Source organism: Aggregatilinea sp. (assembly GCF_036822615.1).
GTDB lineage: Bacteria > Chloroflexota > Anaerolineae > Aggregatilineales > Aggregatilineaceae > Aggregatilinea.
On the sequence record NZ_DAISHJ010000020.1, the window covers coordinates 38157 to 60743 of the forward strand.

A 22587-nucleotide genomic window follows, 5' to 3' on the forward strand; every position below is an offset into this window, starting at 1 on the left:
GGCGGTACGATTACGCCAGGGTCGCTACCCCTACCGTTCGATGGTCAGCACGACGCGCTGGTACGACGTCAGGTTCGGGCTGCCGTTGTCTGTGACTTCAATGATGAAGTGCAGAGTCTGGCCGTCAACTACGTCGGTGGGAACGGTGAACTGTGTCGTGACTTCGATCTCGTCCTCGATCACGTCAGCAATCGCCGGATCGCCTGGAACAACCTGGGCGGGGTAAGCGAAGGCCTGGCCGAACCAGCTCGCCTGCTCCTCAGCGGCCAGCACCGCACCCGGATAGGTACCCGCTTCTTCGTACTGCCACCAATGACCGACGAGATGATCGCCATCGGGATCGGTAGCCCTGGCGGTTAGCGTCACGACTTCACCCGGATGAACGGTCGTGCTCTCAGGGCTGAGCACTTCGACCACGGGATTGTGGTTGGCGTCCGCATATTCCGGCGTTACCGACCACTGAAGCCGTGCCGCGAAGTCCCGCTGAGCGGTTCCGAACCAACGCGCGGAATCGTAGTTCGCATCCACGGCGTTGGTGTCGGGGTTGATGTCTTCACCAACGCGACCACCCCAACCGCCCCAGGTGGGATCTTCGTCACCACGCAGGCCGTTGTCGAGGAGATCCATCCACATCGACGTATCGCCCTCGGAAATCCAAGAGCCCTGTTCCTGAGGAGCTGTCCAGACGACGTAACCGAGCGCACGGAGCTGCTCCGTATTCAGCCCGGAGAAGCCGAAGTGATCGGAGATGTCGCCAGCCACCATCTGCTTGCCGTCGCCCCAAACGCGGTAGATTGCGCCGAACGGGCCGACTTCGGAGACGTTCTCACGTATCCAGGCCGCGGAGAGATACTGCTCGTCTCCGGGCAGCACGGCGCTGCGCGCTCCGTATCCCCAGATTTGCGTCGACATCTGCCGGAATTCGATATCCGGCCAGTTGGACCCGATGTAGTCGGCATAAACGCCGTCCTGATCACCAAACGACGAGATGATGGCTTTATCGGAAACCTTTTCATAGATTGCCGACCACTCATCTGTGCCCTGATATTCTTCCGCAATCGAAAGCAGCGCCCGCCCAATCGTCGACTGGCCAGCGCCCGTCAACAACCACACCGGGCAGGAGTTGTCGTCGAGCAGCAGGCTCTTGATAAGGTCCGATCCGGCGCTGTCCTCTGAGATGTCGCCAGGGAACGCCACATTGCCAACGTAGATCTTGGACCGAAGGTCTTCAGGATCAGGGTAGCCCTCTGCGTGGACCGACAGCTTGGCGTAGACCTCGGCGTAGACTTCGACCGTGTCCTCAATGAAGCTTTCGTCTGCATTCCACCGCCAGCTCGTGAGCGGGTCCGTGATGCCGAAACGGCTATGTTCGGATTCGCCGGTGAAGACGGTACCCTGGCCGTCACCCTTCCAGTGCACGCCGCTGCTCTGGTAGACCAGTCCTTGAGTGTCGAAATCGTTGCTATAAAGCAAGTACCGGCTCAGGGTGTTGAGGTCATCCAGTTCCGGGTCGTGCAAGACGACAGTACGCGGCTTGCCGCAGTCCTGATTCTCTTGTGCTTCGGCGTTCCCCTGCACTGCCACCCCAAAGGAAAGCAGCATCGACAGCAGCAAGACCGCCGAAACGATCCTTGTGCCGAAGAAAGTTACCGGTCTGAGGTTGAGGTGTTTCTTGAACATCGGTTTTCTCCTTAACACGTTTCTATAAAATCGTTCATCGTGATGGAGGTAAGTGATAGTTAGCCAACGGTCACGATCACGCGCTGGTAGCGGGTCAGAGGCGGTTCGCCGCTGTCGGTGCCAGCCAGGATGATGTGAATGGTGTCGCCCGCCTGGGCGTCTTCAGGAACCACAAAGGAGGTCGTCGCGCCGTCGGTAGCGGAAAGCTCGACCGCACCGGCGTAGGACCCGGCTTCCTGGTACTGCCACCACGTGAGGCTCACGTCGTCGCCATCGGGATCGGAGGCCAAGCCGCTCAGGGACACGGTGCCACCGGGGGCGGCAGTGAGATCAAGCTCGCCGTCGATGGTCACGGCTGGCTCGTGGTTGGCTTCGTCGTAGCTCATGACGGCCCAATCCGTGCGGGCGGCGAAGTCGTTCTGGATCGCGTCGATCCAGCGTACCAGCGGATACGAGGTGTCCGCTTCGCCCGTGTAGGGATTAAAGTCGACTACGGCTTCCCCGTCTTCCCAACGATTCGGGTTTTCTTCAGACTGGATCAGGCGGCCACCCCAGCCCCCGAAGGACGGGTCATCGATATTGCGCAGGCCGACATCCAGCAGGTGCATGAAGGACGGCGAGTCGCCTTCGGAAACGAAGTCATACCGCATACGCTCGCTGTCTGCCGCCACCTGCGGGTTCCAGCGCGTGTATTCGGTGTCGCCAGCGAGACGCAGACCATCGCCCCAGGTGAAGTAGTGCGCCAGCAGGTCGCCGTGATTGAGCTTGACGTGCTCGGCAAACCAATCCCCGTTCAGGTACGTTTGCAGCTCGGCAGGCACGGCGCGAGGCCAGGCATACGCGAAGCTCCAGAACTGCGCGGAATCGTAGTAGACCTTGACGTCGGGCCAGTTGGGCGCGATGTAGTTCTGATAGGTGGCGTCCTGGTCGAGGATGGTGAAGATCACGGCCTTCTCGGACACCTTCTGGTAGATGGCATCCCATTCATCCGTGCCTGCATATTCTTCTTCGATGGACTTCAGCGCGCGCGCGAAGGTGTTGGTCCCACCCCAGATCATGACGTAGACCGGCCCCGGATCGTCATCGAGCAGGATGTCTTTGATCCAATCAGAGCCTTCACTCGGTGCCGCCATGTCGCCTTCAAAGTTGATGTTGCCGACTTTCACGAGGCTCTGCAGGTATTCCGGCGACGGGTAGTCCGGCTTGTGCTGGATCAGGTTGTCGTAGATGTCGGCGTACATGTAGAGGTAGAAGTCGATCCACTCGGTTCCGGCCCAGCGCAGGTCGGTGCGCTCGCCGTAGCGTTCGGCGGTGCTTTCTATCTCGGACGTGAACAACGTGCCCAGGCCATCACCGGCATAGTGCCACTGGGAGCTGCTGTAAACCAATCCTTCAATGTCGAACTCGTTGGAGTAGAGCAAGAAACGGATGAACGAGTTGATATCGTCGGCCTCGCCGTCGCTGGTCATGATGACGCGCGGTTTGGCGGTTTCATCGTCCTGCGCCTGGGCCTGACGGGAAGAGACGATTCCAGAAGTGAGTGTGAGGGCAACGATCAAGAGGGCGATGACGGTTTTGCTGCCGAGGGAGCCTGACAGCTTGAGGAAACGTTTCATTAGTAGCGCAATCTCCTGTTTATTCTAATTGTTTACCAAACGGCGGATGCACCTTTTGCACGACGGGACACGTTGAATGCCTCCTTCCTTTCCGCCCGCTTATGACGTGCATCTATACTCCGCCGAAATACTCTTTCGGTAGATTGTTACTCACTTAAATTATTGAATAAATATTCAATCAAGAATATAAATTCAATACTTACAATATACTCTCAAAACGCTCTAATGTCAAGAATTTCGACTATGTTTTAAGGTTGAGGCGGGGCCTTGGGCACGGCGCGCGACCGTGAATCCTGACCCTTCGGGAGCGCGCTGCGAGCGTGTCTTGCGGCGCTGTTTGGGGTTTGAGGCTGCTTGCCGTTAAAATGTAGGTGAAGTTGACACATCCCCATCGATACCCGAATCGACGCGACCCGCTTGCACACGAGAGGAAAGAGCATGAGTGGACTTGGCGCATTCACATTTGTCTTGCACAGCCACCTGCCGTATGCGCGGCTGGCGGGACGGTGGCCGCACGGCGAGGAGTGGATTCACGAGGCTGCCAGCGAAACGTACATCCCGCTGTTGAATGCGCTGTATGAACTGCGGGAGGAGGGCGTGAAGTACAAGATCACGATCGGCATCACGCCCGTGCTGGCCGAACAGCTCGCCGACGAAGACGTGAAGAATCACCTGGACGAGTACCTGGAAGATAAGATCGCACGGTCCAAACAGGACGTGCTGCGCTTCCGGGGCGAGGATGAAGCGCTGGCCGTGCCGCGTGAAGAAGCGAAAGAAGGCGATCTGCCGCCCGTGGACCGGTTGGCCGTGGGCGAGGCGCTGGAGCGCGCGAATCAGGCGGTGGGCAGCGAAGACGAGGATCTGCCCGTCGAGGACGAGGATCGCCAGATGGGGTCCGCCGTGACGGGGGATATGCCCGAAAAGCCCTGGTGGGTGGGCAACAAGCACCTGGAATATCTGGCCGGGTTCTACCAGGCGTACTACGAGAACATCAAGGATTCGTTCGACCGCAAGTACAACCGCGACCTGCTGGGCGCGTTCAAGCTGCTGCAGGACGAGGGCTACATCGAGATCACGACCAGCGCGGCGACCCACGGTTATTTGCCGCTCCTGGCGCGCGACAGCGCGATCTGGGGCCAGCTTACGACGGGCATCGAGAGCTACCGGCGCTTCTTCGGGCGCGATCCGCGCGGGATCTGGCTGCCGGAGTGCGCGTACCGGCCCGCGTATTACGCCGAAGATGGCCGCATTCGCCCCGGCATCGAGTATTTCCTGGGGCAGAAGGACATCGAGGTCTTCTTCAGCGAGACGCACCTGATCACGGGCGGTGTGCCGGTCGGTGTGGCGGCGGGCGAGGCGATCGGGCCGTACGGCGAGATCAAGCGCCGCTACCTCGTGCCGATGTCCGCACAGCCCGTGCCGACCGATCCGCTGACGACGTTCCGCGCATACTACGTCAGCGACAGCACGTCCGGGACGCGCGCCGAAGGCCACAGCGGCGTCGCGGTGATCGGGCGCAACAACGAGACAGGCCAGCGGGTCTGGTCGGCGGACTGGGGTTACCCCGGCGACTTCGATTACCGCGAGTTCCACCGCAAGGACGGCATCAGCGGTTTGCAGTACTGGCGCGTCTCCGGCGCGCGAGTGGATCTGGGCAGCAAGGATTTTTACCACCCCGACTGGGCCGAAAACAAGATCCGCATGCACGCGCAGGACTTTGCCGGGCTGGTGGAGCGGATCGTCAAGAGCCAGTGGGAAAGCGGCCTGGGCTATGGCATCATCGCGTCGAACTACGACACGGAGCTGTTCGGGCACTGGTGGTTCGAGGGCGTCGAGTGGCTCAAGCAGGTGCTGCGGCTGCTGGCGAAGAGCGAGATCGTGGACCTGACCACGGCCAGTGATTACGTCGAGCAGCACGCGCCGGATCAGATCATCCACCTGCCGGAAGGCAGTTGGGGCGCGGGCGGCACGCACTTCACCTGGGACAACAACGACACGCACTGGATGTGGACGCCGATCCGCGAGGCGGAACAGCGCATGGAGCGGCTGGCGAATCAGTATACGGATCGCTACGACAGCGACGAGCATCTGCGCGGCGTGATGAACCAGATGGCGCGCGAGCTGCTGCTGCTGGAAAGCTCCGACTGGCCGTTCCTGGTGACGACCGGGCAGGCGCGGCAGTACGCAGTGCAGCGCTTCAGCCAGCACGTCGAGCGCTTCAACGATCTGGCCGACAGCGTGGAGTACGGCAGCCCCGACGGCGCGCTCGCGGCGCGACTGTGGGAGCGCGACCGGCTCTTCCCCGACATCGATTACCGCTGGTGGACGACGCGGTAAATCCGGCGTTTCCCTGATGATACTCACGCGCCCGCCTCAGCCGAGACGGGCGCGTCTGATTCCGTCGATGGCGCGTGCCTGCTACGCCGCAGCGCCCAGACTTGAGCCGATCTCTCCGGCCCAGGCCGTGATCGCGCTCCAATTCCGGTAGTCTCCGGCTTTTGCACCGATCACGTAGCGGACGAACAACTTTTGCAGCGGTTTGAGCTTGCTGTAATCCAGCGCGCCGCCAAAGAACGCGACACTCACAGGCTTGACGCCGGGCGCAGCGTGCAGCACGCCCTTGAAATAGGTTCTATCGGCGGTTTGCTTCTCTTTGAAGCTCAACTTGCTGCTGTTTTTGGCGACGTGTCCAAGCATGGGATCGATGAACAGCGGCACACCGCCGATCTCGCTGGCTCCCGTGCGGGTGAGTTCGAGCGACGTCACAAAATAGGCGGTGGGCATCTTTTGCAGGGCCTGTTGATGCGCCTTGAGGAAAGCTGTTGCGCCGCGATGCCAGCCCAGGATCATCGGCGCGCCCACGATCGCGGCGCTGTACGCGCTGAGATCGGAGACGTCTGCCATTGCGCGAACCTCGACGTCCAACCCGCTGCGCTGGAGTTCTTCGGCGATTTTCTGCGCGACAGCGGTCGTGGACCCGGCGTTGCTTGCATAGGTGACCAGAATTTTGCGTGCCATGATCGGATTTTCTCCCCCGTGACCAAATGCTGACGAACTATTTCTATTCTACGTGCAGGTGAATAAAAGGGTGCATCAAGATGTGACACGCTTTCTGTGGCGAGCGCAGCCGAACTATAATGCGGGGTGGGTCCGGTGACGGAAAGGAGCGGGCGATGCGGCGGGTCGTGATAGTTCTGCTCGTGGGAGTGCTGGGGCTGGCGGCGGGGATGCCGGTGCGGGCGCAAGGGGACGGCGAGCACCCGGTCATCACGCCGGAAAACGCGGATCGACTGGTGCAGATCGGGCAGTTGGGACGCGGCTGGATCAATGCGGTGGAGTGGTCGCCGGACGGGAGCGTGCTGGCGGTCGGCAGCTCGAACGGGGTGTACCTGTACGATGCGAGCGACTGGGACGCGCCGGCGCGCGAACTGCCGGGCTATACGCGCGCGGTGATGGATCTGGCGTGGCATCCGAGCGAGAACCGTTTGGTGACGCTCGACAGCGACGGCGCGCTTCGGCTGTGGCAGGTGAGCCAGGACGACGCCGAGGAACGGGAGATTCACCAACCGGGAGGCGACGCGTATGAAGCGACTGCGCCGCAAAACCGGTGGTTCCGCTCAGTTGTGTATGCGCCCGACGGCACAATCATGCTTTTGTTCGACTTGCCCGGCGGTGTCCAATTGGTGTGGGACGCCACAGCCGGACGTTATCTTGATGCGTCGGAATACGAGGTCGTGATGGACACGGTTCCCTGTCTTTACACGGGTGTCAACGATCCGCTTTGCAGGCAAGATGACAGCACGGTGAACCTGTACCGGGGCGGCGACGCTCTGCCGCTGAGCACACTGGATACCGACTTCTATAAGTTTGGCGCGCCGCCGGTTTTTAGCCGCGACGGGACGCTTCTGGCGGTGGGTGGTTGCAGCGCGCTCCAACGCGGGGGAAATGTCTGCGATACCTACGGCGTCGATATCCTCACGATCAACGAGAGGCGTTTCGAGACGTTGTCATCGCTCTCAACACAGTTGAGCACCGCGATCAGAGCCATGGCATTTAGCGCCGACAATCGTTATTTTGCGGTGGCAGATGTGCGTATGGTCTACGTTTGGGATCTCGATCGCACCTGGCTGCGGGCTGAGCTGGGGGGCTATGGCGGACCGATACAGTATCTCGCGGCAGATCCGGGCGGTGAATTTATCGTTTCCGGTCACGGTACGACTCTGCCGGGCAACGCGACGGGCGTCAACGCCTGGGATGCGGATTCGCTGGCGGATGGTCAGCCGCTGTGGAGCCAGCCGGGAAACGGGCCGTTTGCGTTCAACGCAGATGGCTCGCTGCTCGCGGTTGGGAACAGCGCGCTCTACCATTACGGCACTTATGAAGGCGCGCATACACAGGGTCGCCTGTGGAGCGAGGACAACGTGCTGCTATCGACAATCGATCCGGCGCTGATCGACAATCTCCTTGAGGTGGCCGATCTGGAATTTGACGCTCAGGGAAGACTGTTTGCATCAGCTTATTCGCGTCCTCTGGAAGTCCTGGACTTTGACGCGAACACGGTGCAGTTCGTGGACGTTGGCATGGGAAACAGGCCATTCGACCTGTCTCCCGATGGCAAGTATGTCGTGCTCGAAGCGTGGGATACCCCTGTACTCCTGTTCGAGACCGAAACGCTTTTGGCGAGCCATTCTCGCGCGGCTTCCTTTGTTGACCTGGAACCGGTTCTGGACTTTCGGGAGATTGCGCCCGACGTCGACGCGGCCCAGTTCACGCCCGATGGACGCTACGTGGTTGCCAACAGCTCCACAGAAGTGCAGGTGTGGCAGATCGATCCGCTCGCTAAAACGGCCACGATCGAGTTTCCTACTGAGCGCGTTTTAGACCGGTACGATCAGGAGATGTCGCCGGACATCACGGCGCTGGCCGTGTCTCCCGATGGCCGATTGATCGCGGTCGCGCGCTGCTATTGGGGAGGATCCTTCACGTTTGCGAACGCCGAGATCTGGCTTGTCGATCTGCAAAGCGGCGAGATTGTGGCGGATCTAAAGGGGCATACGGCATCGATCCGGTCGCTCCTGTTTTCGAACGACGGGCGGCTGCTCTATTCCGGCAGCGGTGACCTAGCTCTAGAGGATGGGCACAGCCCGTCAAAAAACCCCGACAACCGCATCCGCGTGTGGGCGGTTCCGGCGGAATAGGATGCCGGAACTCCGTTTTTTGCATCGACTATCGCTGGTGGACGACGCGGTAAATCCGGCGTTTACCTGACGATTGACACGCGCCCGTCTCGGCTGAGGCGGGCGCGTGTATTTCCGGGGCCGGAATGCGCCTATAATGCGGACAGGGTCCGGTGACGGAAAGGGGCAGCTAATGCGGCGGGTCGTGATAGTTCTGCTCGTGGGAATGTTAGGGCTGGCGGCGGGGATGCCGGTGCGGGCGCAAGGGGACGGCGAGCACCCGGTCATCACGCCGGAAAATGCGGATCGACTGGTGCAGATCGGACAGTTGGGGCGCGGCTGGATCAACGCGGTGGCATGGTCGCCGGATGGGGGCGTGCTGGCGGTGGGCAGCTCGAACGGCGTGTACCTGTACGATGCGAGCGACTGGGATGCGCCGCCGCGCGAGCTGCCTGGGTACATGAGTGCAGTGATGGATCTGGCGTGGCATCCGAGCGAGAACCGGCTGGTGACGCTCGACAGCGACGGCGCGCTGCGGCTGTGGCAGATGAGCGGGGATGACGCCGAGGAACGGGAGATTCACCAACCGGAACTGCCGCCCTCCGAGGGGTGGGAAGGCGTCTATCCCAACGCCGGCTATGGGTACCATCTGGCCTACGGCCTTCAGGAATACAGTGGGAATGACGCGATCTATGTCGTCGTTTCACTTGCGCCGAACCAGTACGTCATCTGGAATGCCGCAGCCGGGTATTACGTAGGGACCAGTTATACCGTGGTTGCCGACACGATCCCGATCTCCGACGATCGCTGGACGGTAACACCGTACTTCATCGAGCTTGGCGAGAACGCGTGGATAGCTCTCAGGACGTGGCTCACGTTCGATCCTGCCCACGCCTTGCTCGCGGTCGTTGACTGCGGGGACGCTTATGCCGGATCGCCGGTGTGTCGGTTGGGCGCTGGCACGGCGGCGCTCTATCGACTTGGGGAGACCGAGCCGCAGAACATACTGCCCACGGATTTTGCCTTCTTCGAAGTGACTCCGGTGTTTAGCGCGGATGGCAGCGCGCTGGCTGTGGGCGGCTGCCGGACGCTGCAGCGCGAAGAACGGTACTGCGATGCGTACGGCGTGGATGTCGTTACCGTCAAGGACGGCGTGTTCGACAGGGTGGATACGCTCGCCCTGTCGCTGGGCACGGCCATCACGAGCATGGCGTTCAGCCCGGATGCGCGCTATGTGGCGGCTGCGGATGCGCGTGTGGTGATCGTGCACGATCTGACGCAGCCGTTGCCGGACGTCGAGCTGACCGGGTACGGCGGCCCGGTCATTTTCCTGGCGGCCCAACCGGGCAGCCCGGTGATCCTGTCCGGTCACGACGCTATATCCGGCGGGCACGGAACCGGCGTCAACGCCTGGACGCTCGAGTCATTGACCGATGGTGAGCCGCTGTGGAGTCTGCCGAGCGGCGGACCTCTGGCGTTCAATGGCGACGGCTCACTGCTGGCGACGGGTGACGAAGCATACTATTTTAACGGCGCACGCACGGAGCCGAGCCTCTGGCGGATCGATGGATTTGGACCGGGGCGCATCTTGAACGAGGCCGTGGACGCGCTGAACGAGACGGTCGATCTGGAATTCGATTCGCAGGGCCGGTTGTTTGCCTCCGTGGATTTCTGGAGGCTCGCCGTGGTGGACTTCGACGCCGGGACGACGCAGATTCTTGACTTTGGGGTGAAGAATACGCATTTCGGCCTATCGCCGGATGGCCGCTATCTGGCGCTCGAACCGGGCGGCAGCCTGCCGTTCGTGTTCGAGACGGAAACGTTCCTGGCGATGCCGCCGGACGCCAACATGTTTCACGATCTGGCGCCTGTGCTGGACTTCCGAGGCAGCGATCCGCCGGTATACTCAGTCCACTTTACGCCGGACAACCAGCATCTCATTGCGATAGGGAAGACCGAAGCACAGGTCTGGCAGATCGATCCGATCGCGGAAGTTATGCGGATCAACTCGCCGCTTGAGCAGATTGCAGACGCAGGGCACAACGAAATGGTTCTCGGAACTGTGGCGTTCGCAGTCAGTCCTGACAGCCGCTTGATGGCATTCGTTGGCGCGTACATGGATAGCAATGGGGCACCGTCGAACGTCGGGATATGGCTTGTCGATCTGGGCACAGGCGACGTCGTGGCGGAACTGGACGATTATGGCACGTCGGTTAGGGCGCTTGCGTTTTCCAGCGATGGCCGCCTGTTGTATTCCGGCAGCGGCAGCTGGGCGGTAAACAATGGGAGCGCGCATATAACCACCGACAACCGCATCCGCGTGTGGGCGGTTCCGGCGGACTAGGATGCCGGGAGGCGGCAGATCGCGTAAGATAGACTCACGAAAGACTCAGCGGTGCCCTGGCGTCTCGCAACGGAAAGGGTAAGTCATGAACGTGCTGTTTGTCTCGGCGGAGATGGCCCCGTTTGCCAAGACGGGCGGGCTGGGCGACGTGGCGGGCAGCCTGCCGCGCGCGCTGCAAGCGAAAGGGATCGACGCCCGCGTGGTGATCCCGCTCTACGGCCCGATCAAGGCGCGCTATGGCGACGATCTGCGCCCCCTGTTCACGTACCAGTTTTCACGGCGCAGCGGCACGGCAGATGTGCACGTGTACGGGCTGAAGCAGGACGGCGTGCCGGTCTACTTCCTCGAAAGCTGGCCGTTTTTTAGCGGTGGGGAATACATCTACACCGATCTGAACTGGGACCGCGAGCGCTTCGTGTTCTTCTCGCAGGCGGCGATGGCGCTGGCATGGGAGTTGGGCCTGGGGCGTGACGGCGGCGAAGGCTGGTTTCCGGACGTGCTGCACGCGCATGACTGGCATACGGGGCTGGTCCCGTTCTTGCTGCACGAGGCGCGCCGCGCGCCGGAATGGCGGGACGTCGCCAGCGTGCTGACGATTCACAACATGGGCTACCAGGGCTGGGAAGCGGGCGGCTATTTGTGGGCGGCGGGCGTGCCGGGGCGCCACGAGCCGAATCTCGTTTACCAGGACAAGACCGACAACCTGCTTGGTATCGGGATCGCCTATGCGGACAAGCTGAACACGGTCAGCCCGCGCCACGCTGCCGAGCTGCACTATCCGCGCTTCGGGGAAGGGCTGGAAGGGCTGATCCGCGTGCGGGATGCCGACTTTACGGGGATCCTGAACGGGCTGGACATGGAGCGCATCGATCCGGCGGCGGATCCGGCCATCGATCACCCGTACGACGTGAGCAATTTCCGCACGGAGCGCATGAAAAACAAGCGCGCCCTGCAAAGCGCGCTGGGGCTGGAGCCGGACGAGTCGATTCCGCTGATCGGCATCGTCAGCCGCCTCGTGGACCAGAAGGGCTTCGATTTCGCCATTCCGGGGCTGCGGCTGGTGCTGGCCGAGACGGACGCGCAGCTCGTCGCGCTGGGATCGGGCGATTTCGACCTGGAAACGCACCTGCGCACGCTGGAATGGGACTTCAACTGGAAGACGCGCGTGATGATCGGCTACAATCCCGCGCTGTCGATGCGCATTTACGCCGGGGCGGACCTGGTGCTGGTGCCCAGCCGTTACGAGCCGTGTGGCCTGACGCAGATGATGTCGATGCGCTACGGCGCGCTGCCCGTGGTGCGCGAAACGGGCGGGCTGGCCGACACGGTCGAAAATTACGACGGCGGGAGCGCCGACCGGGGCACGGGCTTCACCTTCCTGTGGGAAGAAGATCAGGCCGTGCGCGGGACGCTGCGCTGGGCCATGAACACGTTCCGCACGCGGCGCGCGGCGTTCGAGCGCATGCAGGAGCGCGCGATGCGCCTCGACTGGAGCTGGGACAAGCCCGCGCGCGAGTACGTGGCGATGTACGAAAAGGCGCTGGCGATCCGGCGTGCGTGATGGTTGGGTGAGGGCACTTCCGATAGGACTCGAAAATGGCGGAGGACAAACGTAAGCTGGCGTCGTACGGCGTGGATTTCGTGACGGCGCTGCCCGTGGAGGAATGCGTGCAGCGGCTGGAACGGGCGCGGCCCGATCCGGCGGGGCGCGGGCTGGATACGCTGCTCGCGCCGATGGAGCAGCAGATCGATCTGGGCGACGTGCGCACGTTTACCCTCGAGCGGCGTTATCCGGGTGCGATGCACCCGCTGCGGCTGGTGGGCGAGCTGGACCGGGACGCCGACACGGGTGGAACGTGGGTGCACGGCGCGGTGACGCACGACGCGGCCAATCAGGTGTTGATCGAAGGCATGCTGCTGTTTTTCGCGTTCTTTTTGATCTCCGCGCTGTTTTTTTTGCGGCTGCGCGTGGAGGGATTCATGTTCTCGCTCCCGCTGTTCCTGGTGCTGCTGATCGTGTTCTCGATCCGGTGGCGGGCGCTGCGCCGCGCGACGGAAGACATGGGCCGGTGGGTGCGGCGTAAGCTCTATGTGACGCCGGGGCAGGTGCGGTAGAAACGCATTGAAATCAGTGCATTTAACATAAGCGTTCAGTACACAGAACATGCTATACTCAAACCATTAAAGGCTTGATTTATGTTTGTGCATTCGATACTGCGATAATTAAACAAACTGACTTATAACCATTTTGCATCCCAAGGAGCACATTTGGCTATGCGATCGAGAGCCGTGATTTTGGCCGGAGGCGAAGGCAGCCGCCTGGGGGTCCTGACCGCCAAGCGCGCCAAGCCCGCCGTGCCTTTTGCCGGGAAGTACCGCATCATCGACTTCGTCCTCAGCAACTGCGTGAATTCCGGTATTTTTGACGTGCTGGTCCTGACCCAGTACCGGCCTCACAGCCTGAACGAACACATCGCGCTGGGCCGCCCGTGGGACCTGGACCGCTCATTTACCGGCGGCGTGAAGCTGCTCCAGCCCTACCAGGGGCGCTTCGACACGGACTGGTACGCGGGCACGGCGGACGCTGTCACGCAGAACCTGAACTTTGTGCGGCGCAGCCATCCGCGCAACACGCTGATCCTCTCCGGCGATCACATCTACGAGATGGATTACGACATGCTGATCGACTTCCACGAGGAGAACAACGCCGACGCGACGGTGTGTGTGATCCGCGTGCCGATGGACGAGGCGTCGCGCTACGGCATCATGGCCGTGGACGAGCACGATCACATCGTGGATTTCGTCGAGAAGCCCGCGAATCCGCCCGGCGATCTGGCGAACATGGGCGTGTACGTCTTCAAGACGGACGTGCTCGACCGCCTGCTGGTGGAAGACGCGCTCAAGGACGACTCGCGCCACGACTTCGGCTATAACATCATCCCCAGCATGATCGCCAAGGGCATGAACGTGATCGCGTATCCGTTCGGCGGCTACTGGATCGACGTGGGGACGATCGACGCGTACTGGGAAGCGCACATGGATCTGCTCGATGCGCCGCCCTCGCTGGACCTCAACGACCGCTCGTGGATCATTCATACCCGCAGTGAGGAACGCCCGCCGGTTCGCATCGAAAAGGGCGCGATCATTGAGGACAGCATGATCACCGACGGCGCGGTGATCGCCGCCGGGGCGCACGTGGTGCGCAGTGTGGTGTCGCCGGGCGTGTACATCGGTCCGGACACGTATGTGTACGAGAGCGTGATCCTGACCGACAGCTACATCGAGAAGGGCGCGCGGATCGAGCGCTCCGTGATCGATAAGGGCGTGGTGGTTGGGTATGGCGCGCGCGTGGGCGAGGCCGTCGACGTGGGCGATCTGGCGATCTCGTGCGTTGGCAAGAACACGACGATCCCGCCGAACTTCATCGTGGAGCGCAGCGCCGTGCTGGGCACGGATCTCGACGCGGCGGACATTCTGGACCAGTACCCGGAGGGCGTGATCCCGGCGGGGCAGCAGATGAAGTTCAGGACACGGCAGTAGGGCAGAAGCAGTTGCCAGTCGTTAGTTGGTAGTGTTTAGTAAAGGTCAAGGGCCGTTCACGAACGGTTGATGACACGAGAGTGAAAGCGAAGGGCGGGGCGATGTGGCTTCGCCCTTTTCTGTTTGGGGGAAAAAGGCGTTTGGGGCAGGCTGGTAGGGGCAGTTTTGAGCGGCCCTATATACAGCAAGGCCCGATGGGCGGCTCTGTCTTTAGTAGGGGCGGGGCTTGCCCCGCCCGTTGTCAGCAAAGCCGGGTAGGGCAAGCCCTACCCCTACGCACATCCGACCTGGCGACTTGCTCCCTAACCATCCGTTTATGTGGTGCACAGGGGGCATACTGCAATATGCCCCTACCGATCTTGTGCGTGAGCGTGCCGGACTGTCAGGCGCAGCCATTGAGATGGCCGGGTGAGTCCGGTTGGAGCAGGGGACGCAGCGCGTGCCACGCGCGCAGCGTCTCGCCCACGCTCCACGCCTGCGCGGTGCAGCCGTTGGGCGTGTGGGCGGGATCGGCGTCGAAAATCTCGCTGATGCTGCCCAGGCCGTGATCCGCGAGGTGATCGGCCAGCGGCTCCAGGTAGCTGAACGCGGCCCGCGCATCCCCGAAGGCGCGGTAGTGCGCGCTGGCGAACGGGCCCAGCAGCCAGCCCCAGACCGTGCCCTGGTGGTAACTCACGTCGCGCTGGACGCGGTCGCCGCCGTAGTGGCCCACGTAGTCGTTTTCGTCGGGCGGCAGGCTGCGCAGCCCGTAGGACGTGACCAGCTCGCGGGCGCAAATGCTCACCACAGCGCGGGCGTGCTCGCTTTCGAGCAGCGGGAAGGGCAGCGACACGGCGAAGATCTGGTTGGGGCGCAGCGTCGGATCATCCCCTTCAGGGCTGTCCACCACGTCGTAGAGGTAGCCGCCGCTGTACCAGAACCGGTCGTTGAAGCTGGCGTAGACGCGATCCGCTTCTTGCGTGAAGCGCGCGGCGTCGGCGTCATTGCCCAGCGCGGATGCGATCTCGGCGGTGATGCGCATGGCGTTGTACCACAGCGCGTTGATCTCGACAGGCTTGCCGACGCGCGGCGTCACCACCCAGTCGTCAATTTTCACGTCCATCCAGGTGAGCTGTGTGCCCGCTTCGCCCGCATGGAGCAGGCCGTCGTCGGGATCCTGGTGGATGTTGAAGCGCGTGCCTTTGGTGTACCAGTCGAGAATGTCGAGCATGGCCGGGTACAGCTCGCGGATCAGCGGGTGCGACTGGCCGCACGCCTGATAGTAGGCGTAAATCGCCAGGAAATACCACAGCGCTGCATCGACCGTGTTGTATTCGGGCGCGTCGCCCGCATCGGGAAAGCGGTTGGGCAGCATGCCGCGATCCACGTAGCGCGCGAAGGTGCGCAGGATGCGCGCGCCGTCTTCGTAGCGCCCGGTGACGAGCGTCAGGCCCGGCAGGGCGATCATCGCGTCGCGGCCCCAATCGCTGAACCACGGATAGCCCGCCAGAATGCTCGTGCCCGTCTCGCCTTCGATGTCGCGCGTGACGATAAACTGGTCGGCGGCCAGCACCAACTGCTGAATCCAGTCGGGCGCGTCGGCGGCGTCGGCGCGGGCGATCAGGCGCTTTTCGCGCTGACGCTCGGCCTCATAGGCGTCCTGCCACGGGGCCGGATCGGTTGCGGCGGCGGTGAGGGCGAGCGCCAGCGTATCGCCGGGACGCACGTCGGCCACGACCGTGCCCGCCGCGAACAGGTCTTCCTGGTCGCCCAAGCCGCGTTCCTCTTCGCGCGCGAGGTGGAAGGACCACCACCATTCCGTTTCCGGCTCGAAGCTGCCCTGGTTGGTCAGGATGCGGAAGGGCTGCGCCGGACCGTGCGCGCGCTCCGGGTAGACCTGCACGGCCAGCGCGCGGCCATCGGGCCAGGGCGAGGTCACGGCGTTCACGTCGATGCGGAAACCGCCCTTCGTGACCTTGTGATGGTCGCGGTAGGTGCACAGCGGCTTGAGCAGCAGGCGGATGTTGGACGTGCCGCGCGTATAGGTGTAGGTGATGTAGGTGGTATTCTGGCCGTGCGCCATCCAGATCCGCTGCACGAGGCGCACATCGCCCAGGGTCCAGACGAAGGTGGGAATCAGCCCGTCGAGCGTAAAACTTTCCAGGTGGCGGTAGCCATCGGGCAGGACGACCCCGGCGGCCCATTCGTGCGTGACGAGCGGCGAGCGCCGCCCGTTGATCTCGACCCATGCATCCAGACTGCCAACCATCACCGTGCGCCGGGTCGGCGGTTGGAGCGACGCGGTGAGCAGGCTGTGATAGCGGCGGGTGCGCGCACCGCCGACCGCGCCCATCGCGTAACCGCCAATGCCGTTGGTGACCAGCCATTCGCGGTGCAGCACGGTTTCCAGGTTGCCGGTGACTTCGCGTCCAAAGTGGATCATGGGCAGGTTATCTCCTTCAGTGCAACAGCAAACATCCGCCCGTACGTGTGCGGTGGGCATGGTACGGGCGGGCGGTAAGTCGGCGCAAGCGGACCGGGCGAGCGTGCTGCGCCCTCATTGGATGTGCGGTGATGCGGTCCGCGCGCAGCCCGGCGACAGGCTCAGGCGTCGGTGTGGTGAGTCTTGACGACAGAGTTGTCGCCGCTAAACGGGTTCGGGACATAGGCGTCCGCGTCCCAATCGTTGTGCCACGCGGTTCCGTTGACGAGGTAACGGAACTGGTAATCCCGGTCTGGCTCCAGGTCAAGCGTTACTTTGAAGGAGCCGCCTTTAAGCTGCTTCATCGGGGTAGCCTGCTCGTCCCAGTTGTTGAAGTCGCCCACCAAAAAGACGGTTTCTGCCGTTTGCGCCACTACATCGGGCAGGACGAATTCCACTTTTACCGGGCCACTCTTCAGGTACCGCTTTTTCAACATTGAGTTTCTCCTGTCTGAGCGGATCGCTTATCTTATTTTAGCAGTTTTCGCGGCGGGCAAAATGACGCTGCAACGCCTAAAAACTGGGGTGTGCACGGGCGGGGAAACCCGCCCCTCAGCACGACGTGAAGCCGCGCTGGTCGAATGTTTGCGGATCGATGGGCACGTCATCCAGGCGCGTCTCGTAGTGTACGTGCGGCCCGCTGCTGTTGCCGGTGCTGCCCGCCGCGCCGATGATCGCGCCGCGCACGACCCATTCGCCCTGGCGCACGGCGATTTCGCGTAGGTGGCCGTAATAGGTGATGAAGCGCCCGTTTTGTATGATTACGAGATTGCCGTAGCCATCGATGCGCCAGCCCGCAAAAATCACGCTGCCGCTCTGTGTCACCCGGACCGGCGTGCCGTTATCGACGGCGATGTCGATGCCGCTGTGCCAGTACGAAAAGCTCTGCGTCAGCAGCCCCGCGACGGGCCAGCCGGTCGGCGCGCAGGGTACCCCCGGCGGCGCGAGCAGCGCGACCGGGGCGGGCGTGAAGCTGGCGAGCGGCGTTTCGGTCGGCGTGCGCGTGGGGCGGGGCGTAAGGGTCAACGTCGGCGTCAGGCTGGGCGTGACGGTGCGCGTCGGCGTCGGCGAGATGTCGGTGGGCACGGCGAGCACCACGTTATGCCCCTTCGTCGGCGTGGGCGTCAGACTGGGCGTGACGGTGGGCGTATGCGTCAGGGTGGCGGTTGGCGTCAACGTCGGCGTCGGGGTGATGGTGGGGCTGGGCGTGATCGTTGGCGTCAGGGTCGGCGTCGGCGTGAGGGTGGGCGTGGGCAGCTCGAACTGCTGATCGCCGCCTGCGGGCAGGTAAACACCGACCGGCGGGATCTCACGCGAGAGGAAGCCGATCTCACGGCTGCCGGGCCGCGCCGCCGCATAGGCGGGCATCAGAGCGGGATCGATGGCGGCGTACAGGGCGACGGGCGTTGGCAGCGGCGTGGTGTGGGACGTTTCCGCCGCCGGAATACGCGTTTTTGGCGCGCGCGCCAGCGGCCACCCGGCGGCCCACATCACCAGACCGAACACCACCCCGCCCGCGACCAGGGTCAGCACAGCGATCGCGAGACGCTGTTGGATCGGATGTGGGCGGGGTGGCGGCATGATCGGTCCCGGGATGTTTCCTGGCGCGGCCCATGCCGCGCTGTCGCTACAATCCCATGATTATACGGGCAGTTGTAAAGTAGATAAACAGCCCCGTGGCATCGACCAGGGTGCTCATCACCGGGCCGGACACGACCGTCGGATCGATGTGCAGCCGGGTGGCGAGCATCGGTAGGACCGAGCCAAGCCCGTTGGCCCAGACGACGATGGTGAAAATGGCGAGCGAGATCGTCAGCGCCAGATCGGACGACGATCCCCACGTCAGCGCGCGGAGGTAGGCGATGATCGCCATGCCGATCCCGAGCAGGATGCCCACGCGCAGCTCGTGCCAGAGCGCGTGCAGGGCGTCGCTCCACTTGAGTTCGCCCACAGCCAGCGCGCGGATGATCGTGCTGGTGGTCTGCGATCCGGCGTTGCCGCCCGTGCCGATCAGCAGGGGCACAAAAAAGGTCAGCGCGACGACTTCGGACAGCTCGTTCTCGAAATGACGCAGCACGGTCCCGGTCAGGCTTTCGGTCACGAACAGCATCAGCAGCCACGTGATACGCGAGCGCATCACGCGGTAGACGCTGCTTTCGAGGTAGGAGCGGTTGAGGGGCTGCGCGCCACCCATGCGCTGAATGTCTTCGGTCGCTTCATCGACCAGCACGTCGACCACGTCGTCGATGGTGACCACGCCGACCAGCTTCCGCTGCGCGTCCACGACGGGCAGCGCGACGAGGTCGTAGCGCGACATGACGCGGGCGCATTCTTCCTGGTCCGTGCCGACCGTGACCGAGATGACGTCGGAGTCCATGATCTCGATCAACGGCGTCGCGGGGGCGGCGAGGATCAACTGGCGCAGGCTGACCACGCCCGCGAGCACGTTTTGCGCGTCTACGACGAACAGGTGATAGATCGACTCGGTTTCGGGCTGCCAGTTGCGGATCGCCTGGAGGGCTTCCCCGGCGTTCATGCGGCGGCGCAGCGCGAGGAAGTCCGAGGTCATCAGGCCGCCCGCGCTGTCGTCGGCGTGCAGCATCAGCGGGTGGATCTCGTCGCTGTCGTCCAGCACGGCGAGCACGTCGCGCGCCTGATCGGGATCGATGTCGCCCAGCAGGTCGGCGGCCTCGTCGGGCTCCATTTCGTCGATGATGTGGGCGAGGGTTTCGGTCGGCAGGGCCGAGGCCAGCTCGGCGGCTTCGGCTTCGTCGAGCTTTTCGAGGATGTCCGCCGAATCGGTCGGGTTCAGCTCCGGCAGCAGGGCGAGCTGGTGATCGTCTTCCAGCTCCGCGAACAGCTCCGCCTGATCCGGGGGCCGCAGCCCTTCGAGCACGTCCACGGCATTGGCGATGTCGTCACGCTCCAGGGCGTCACGCACGCGGGCGAGGATATCATCCAGGATGGGAGTTTCCATGAGTACACCTCCGGGTTATGCCCCCGGAGGGTGAGGAGACGTACGGGACGAGGCCAAACTTCCGAGGGTTACGCTATACGGTTGAAGTTTGGGATCTGAGACAGAGGTCTCAGACTGGGTAAGTACGTGTCGTCTTTCATCTCACTCACAACTCGAACGGTTTGCAGATGCATCTGCTATTGTCCGCCCGCATAGGCGAAACGTCAAGATAGAATAAAAGCTGCAAAAGCAGCGATCAGCGGTCAGTTTTTAGCGGTTAGCAATTAGCCAGAAGCAAGAGCGAAAAGTACCTCATCCCCGGTTTCTCCAATCAAGTTAAACAAGTTAAAAAGGAGAGAAAAGCGGGATGCGATGGGGCGTGTTGCGATACACCCCATCGAGCGGAGCTTGTTCTGTCCTTATAGAGGTGAGGCGCGCCACGAAGCCGGAGCGGATAGCGTTCGCGGGCGGGATTTAGATTCTGCTAATCGCTATCCGCTAATTGCTGATGGTCGGTTTTGGCACTACACTCGCGGCAGAAGGAGCGGTGCGGACTATGAGCCATAAGCAGTTGGATCTGTTTGCGATGCCGGTGGACGATATGCCGCCCGACGCGACGCTGATCGCGGGGCCGGTGGGCTGCGGCAAAACCGAGCGCGCGCTGGACGAAGTGGTGCGGGCGCGGACGTTCGGCTCGGCGTTCGGCGCGATCTGGGTGCTGCTGGCGACCGGCTTGCAGCGCAATGCGTTCCGCGAGCGGCTGGTCGCGGCCAGCGACGACGCGGTGCAGTTCGGCGTGGAGATCTTCGACTTTTACACGCTCTACGCGCGGCTGCTGGATCTGGCGGGCGATCCGCAGCGGCAGTTAGACGAATCGGCGCGGCATCACGTGCTGCGCGCGGTGGGCGAAGAACTGCGCGACCGCGACGGGCTGGAGGTGTTCGGGCAGATCGCGCACCTGCCCGGCTTCGTCGCGGAGATCGGCAGCCTGATCTCGGAGCTGAAGCAGGGCCTCGTCACACCGGAAGCGCTTGCGTCGGGAGCACACAACGCGCGGGAACGCGACCTCGCGCAGATTTACGCTCACTATCAAGAGTTTTTGCTGCGCCACCAACTGGTAGACCGGCACGGGGCGGGCTGGCTGGCGCTGGAACACGTCGAGCGCGAGCCGAAACTGGCGTCGCACGTGCAGCTTCTGGTGGTGGACGGCTTCGACCAGTTCAACGCGCTGCACGCGCGGCTGGTATCCGCCTTGGCGCGGCAGGTGAAGCGCACCGTGCTCACCCTGACGCGCACGGATTCCGCGCCGGGGCGTCACTTCGTGCGGCTCGACCAGACGTGGAAGCGCATGGATGCCGCCGCGCCGGATCTGTGGCAGCGCGAATCGCTGGACGGCTGCGGCCTCGAACGCCCGCCCGCGCTGGATCATTTGATGGAGTCGCTGTTCCGCATGCGTGCGGACTGCGTGCCGGGGCGGGGCGGCGTGCGGCTGATCGAAGCGCCCGATCCGGTGCGCGAGGTGCAAATGACGCTGCGGCAGGTCAAACGGCTGCTGCTTGACGGGACCAAACCGGACGAGATCGCGGTGGTGGCGCGCAACATGGCGCGCTATGGTGGGGCGCTGCGCGAGACGGCGCGGGCATACGGCCTGCCGCTGGTCGTGCGCGAGGAAACGCCGCTGCGCGAAAATCCGGTGGTGGCGGCGGTGCTGGAACTGATCGCGCTGGCCGAGGCGGATTTTCCCCGGCGCGAGGCGATCGACAGCCTGCACAGCCCCTATTTGAGCGCGCCGGACCTGAGCGCGGAGCAGATCGCGCTGGTGGAGCGGATCAGCTTCCGGCAGGTGGTGGTGCGCGGACGCGAGACGTGGCTGGACGCGATCCGCGCGGCGGTGGTTGCAGTGCCGGACGAGGACGGCGAGCTTCCGTCCGATGTGGTCGATCCGCTGGAAGCGGGCGCGTTGAGGGATGCGCTGGCGCGCCACTTTGACCGCGTCACGCCGCCGCCCGAGGGCACGGTGCGGGCGCTGGCGGGCTGGATCATGGCGCTGGTGGGACCTGATCCCGCGGAACGTGACGACGAGATTTCGGAGGATGAGCCCGTGCCGTCCCCGGACGGGCCGCGCGAGCACTTCGACGTGCTGGCGTGCGTGCGTGATGCGCCGGACGCGGAGCGCGTCGCGCGGGACGTGGCCGCGCTGGGTGTGCTGCGCGACGTGCTGGCCGGGATCTGCGCGGCGCACGATCTGGTAGACGGCGACGCCGAGCCGGTCGTGATGCCGTGGCGCAGCTTCCGCGCCGAGATGGATCTGGCGATCCAGGGCGCGACGGTTACGCCGACGGGCGGGCTGAGCCGCCTGGGACGCGTGCTGGCGACGGACGTGTTCGAGTTGCGCGGGCTGCCGCACGCGCACGTTTTCGTGCTGGGCATGGCGCAGGGTGAATTCCCCGCGCCGGTGGCGGACGCGACGCTGATCCAGGACGTGGAGCGCGCCGAGTTGATCGGGCAGGAAATCCTGCTGCCGGTGGCGGCGGAACGCGCGGACGACATGAGCCTGTTCTATCAGGTGGTGGGACAGGCGCGGGCGACCTTGACGCTCAGCCGGGCGACGGTGGACGACAAGGGCGCGCCGCTGGAGCCGTCCCCGTACTGGCGCGCGGTGCGCGCGGCGGTGGACGTGCCGGAAGAAGACATCGAGCGCATGGCGGTCGGGGCCGCGCCCACGCTGGCGGATGCCGCGACGGTGGGCGAGGCGGCGGTCGCGCTGGCGACGGCTTTCAACCGGGGCGATTCCGATCCGGCGGCGTGGAGCG

The 22587-nt window shown here is 63.5% G+C and carries 14 protein-coding genes; 7 read left to right on the plus strand and 7 right to left on the minus strand.

Annotated features, from left to right (window positions below; all coding sequences use genetic code 11):
- Positions 1-30: 30 nt before the first annotated feature.
- Together V7116_RS08840 and V7116_RS08845 are read right to left on the minus strand one after the other, a co-directional pair.
- A complete protein-coding gene (locus V7116_RS08840; protein ID WP_324391542.1) occupies positions 31-1614 on the minus strand; it encodes a DUF1593 domain-containing protein in 1584 nt (527 codons plus the stop codon).
- Between the two features lie 125 nt (positions 1615-1739).
- Positions 1740-3296, minus strand: a complete 1557-nt coding sequence (locus V7116_RS08845; protein ID WP_324391543.1) for a DUF1593 domain-containing protein — start codon at positions 3294-3296, stop codon at positions 1740-1742.
- A gap of 438 nt (positions 3297-3734) precedes the next feature.
- Between V7116_RS08845 and V7116_RS08850 the strand changes: the two genes are divergently transcribed.
- A complete protein-coding gene (locus tag V7116_RS08850; protein ID WP_324391544.1) occupies positions 3735-5633 on the plus strand; it encodes a glycoside hydrolase family 57 protein in 1899 nt (632 codons plus the stop codon).
- 81 nt (positions 5634-5714) lie between these two features.
- Here the strand turns inward: V7116_RS08850 and V7116_RS08855 are convergent, their stop codons facing one another.
- Positions 5715-6314 carry a flavodoxin domain-containing protein gene (locus V7116_RS08855; RefSeq protein WP_324391545.1) on the minus strand — a complete coding sequence of 200 codons (600 nt, stop codon included), beginning with the start codon at positions 6312-6314 and terminating at the stop codon, positions 5715-5717.
- 155 nt (positions 6315-6469) lie between these two features.
- On the opposite strand from V7116_RS08855, the gene V7116_RS08860 reads away from it, so the two are divergent.
- The 5 genes from V7116_RS08860 (at position 6470) to glgC (ending at position 14357) form a co-directional block, all read left to right on the plus strand.
- Positions 6470-8494 (plus strand): WD40 repeat domain-containing protein, encoded by a 2025-nt coding sequence (locus tag V7116_RS08860; protein ID WP_324391546.1) that lies wholly within the window; start codon positions 6470-6472, stop codon positions 8492-8494.
- A 172-nt stretch (positions 8495-8666) separates the two neighbouring features.
- Entirely contained in the window at positions 8667-10817 is a 2151-nt protein-coding gene (locus V7116_RS08865; RefSeq protein ID WP_324391547.1) for a WD40 repeat domain-containing protein, read from the plus strand.
- Between the two features lie 85 nt (positions 10818-10902).
- A complete protein-coding gene (locus V7116_RS08870) occupies positions 10903-12378 on the plus strand; it encodes a glycogen synthase (protein WP_324391548.1) in 1476 nt (491 codons plus the stop codon).
- Between the two features lie 35 nt (positions 12379-12413).
- The gene (locus V7116_RS08875; RefSeq protein ID WP_324391549.1) at positions 12414-12932 is read left to right on the plus strand and encodes a hypothetical protein; all 519 of its coding nucleotides are present in this window, start codon (positions 12414-12416) and stop codon (positions 12930-12932) included.
- A gap of 159 nt (positions 12933-13091) precedes the next feature.
- Positions 13092-14357 (plus strand): glucose-1-phosphate adenylyltransferase, encoded by a 1266-nt coding sequence (glgC, locus tag V7116_RS08880; RefSeq protein WP_324391550.1) that lies wholly within the window; start codon positions 13092-13094, stop codon positions 14355-14357.
- Between the two features lie 382 nt (positions 14358-14739).
- Here glgC and V7116_RS08885 read toward each other — a convergent pair whose 3' ends face one another.
- The 4 genes from V7116_RS08885 to mgtE all read right to left on the minus strand — a co-directional run bounded on the left by V7116_RS08885 (position 14740) and on the right by mgtE (position 19795).
- Positions 14740-16779, minus strand: a complete 2040-nt coding sequence (locus V7116_RS08885; RefSeq protein ID WP_324391551.1) for an amylo-alpha-1,6-glucosidase — start codon at positions 16777-16779, stop codon at positions 14740-14742.
- A 161-nt stretch (positions 16780-16940) separates the two neighbouring features.
- Positions 16941-17255, minus strand: a complete 315-nt coding sequence (locus tag V7116_RS08890) for an isoamylase early set domain-containing protein (RefSeq protein WP_324391552.1) — start codon at positions 17253-17255, stop codon at positions 16941-16943.
- Between the two features lie 115 nt (positions 17256-17370).
- Positions 17371-18399, minus strand: coding sequence for a M23 family metallopeptidase (locus V7116_RS08895; protein ID WP_324391553.1), 1029 nt, complete (start codon positions 18397-18399; stop codon positions 17371-17373).
- A gap of 46 nt (positions 18400-18445) precedes the next feature.
- Positions 18446-19795: a magnesium transporter gene (mgtE, locus tag V7116_RS08900; RefSeq protein WP_324391554.1), complete on the minus strand. Its 1350-nt coding sequence runs from the start codon at positions 19793-19795 to the stop codon at positions 18446-18448.
- A gap of 535 nt (positions 19796-20330) precedes the next feature.
- Here mgtE and V7116_RS08905 point away from each other — a divergent pair.
- Positions 20331-22587: PD-(D/E)XK nuclease family protein (locus tag V7116_RS08905; RefSeq protein WP_324391555.1), on the plus strand; the 2257-nt coding region annotated here is incomplete at its 3' end.

Bases quoted from the DNA above. Each gene is read 5' to 3' on its own strand.
- V7116_RS08845 (WP_324391543.1), bottom strand. From the start codon at position 3,296: ATGAAACGTTTCCTCAAGCTGTCAGGCTCCCTCGGCAGCAAAACCGTC.
- V7116_RS08850 (WP_324391544.1), top strand. From the start codon at position 3,735: ATGAGTGGACTTGGCGCATTCACATTTGTCTTGCACAGCCACCTGCCG.
- V7116_RS08855 (WP_324391545.1), bottom strand. From the start codon at position 6,314: ATGGCACGCAAAATTCTGGTCACCTATGCAAGCAACGCCGGGTCCACG.
- V7116_RS08860 (WP_324391546.1), top strand. From the start codon at position 6,470: ATGCGGCGGGTCGTGATAGTTCTGCTCGTGGGAGTGCTGGGGCTGGCG.
- V7116_RS08865 (WP_324391547.1), top strand. From the start codon at position 8,667: ATGCGGCGGGTCGTGATAGTTCTGCTCGTGGGAATGTTAGGGCTGGCG.
- V7116_RS08870 (WP_324391548.1), top strand. From the start codon at position 10,903: ATGAACGTGCTGTTTGTCTCGGCGGAGATGGCCCCGTTTGCCAAGACG.
- V7116_RS08875 (WP_324391549.1), top strand. From the start codon at position 12,414: ATGGCGGAGGACAAACGTAAGCTGGCGTCGTACGGCGTGGATTTCGTG.
- glgC (WP_324391550.1), top strand. From the start codon at position 13,092: ATGCGATCGAGAGCCGTGATTTTGGCCGGAGGCGAAGGCAGCCGCCTG.
- V7116_RS08885 (WP_324391551.1), bottom strand. From the start codon at position 16,779: ATGATCCACTTTGGACGCGAAGTCACCGGCAACCTGGAAACCGTGCTG.
- V7116_RS08890 (WP_324391552.1), bottom strand. From the start codon at position 17,255: ATGTTGAAAAAGCGGTACCTGAAGAGTGGCCCGGTAAAAGTGGAATTC.
- V7116_RS08895 (WP_324391553.1), bottom strand. From the start codon at position 18,399: ATGCCGCCACCCCGCCCACATCCGATCCAACAGCGTCTCGCGATCGCT.
- mgtE (WP_324391554.1), bottom strand. From the start codon at position 19,795: ATGGAAACTCCCATCCTGGATGATATCCTCGCCCGCGTGCGTGACGCC.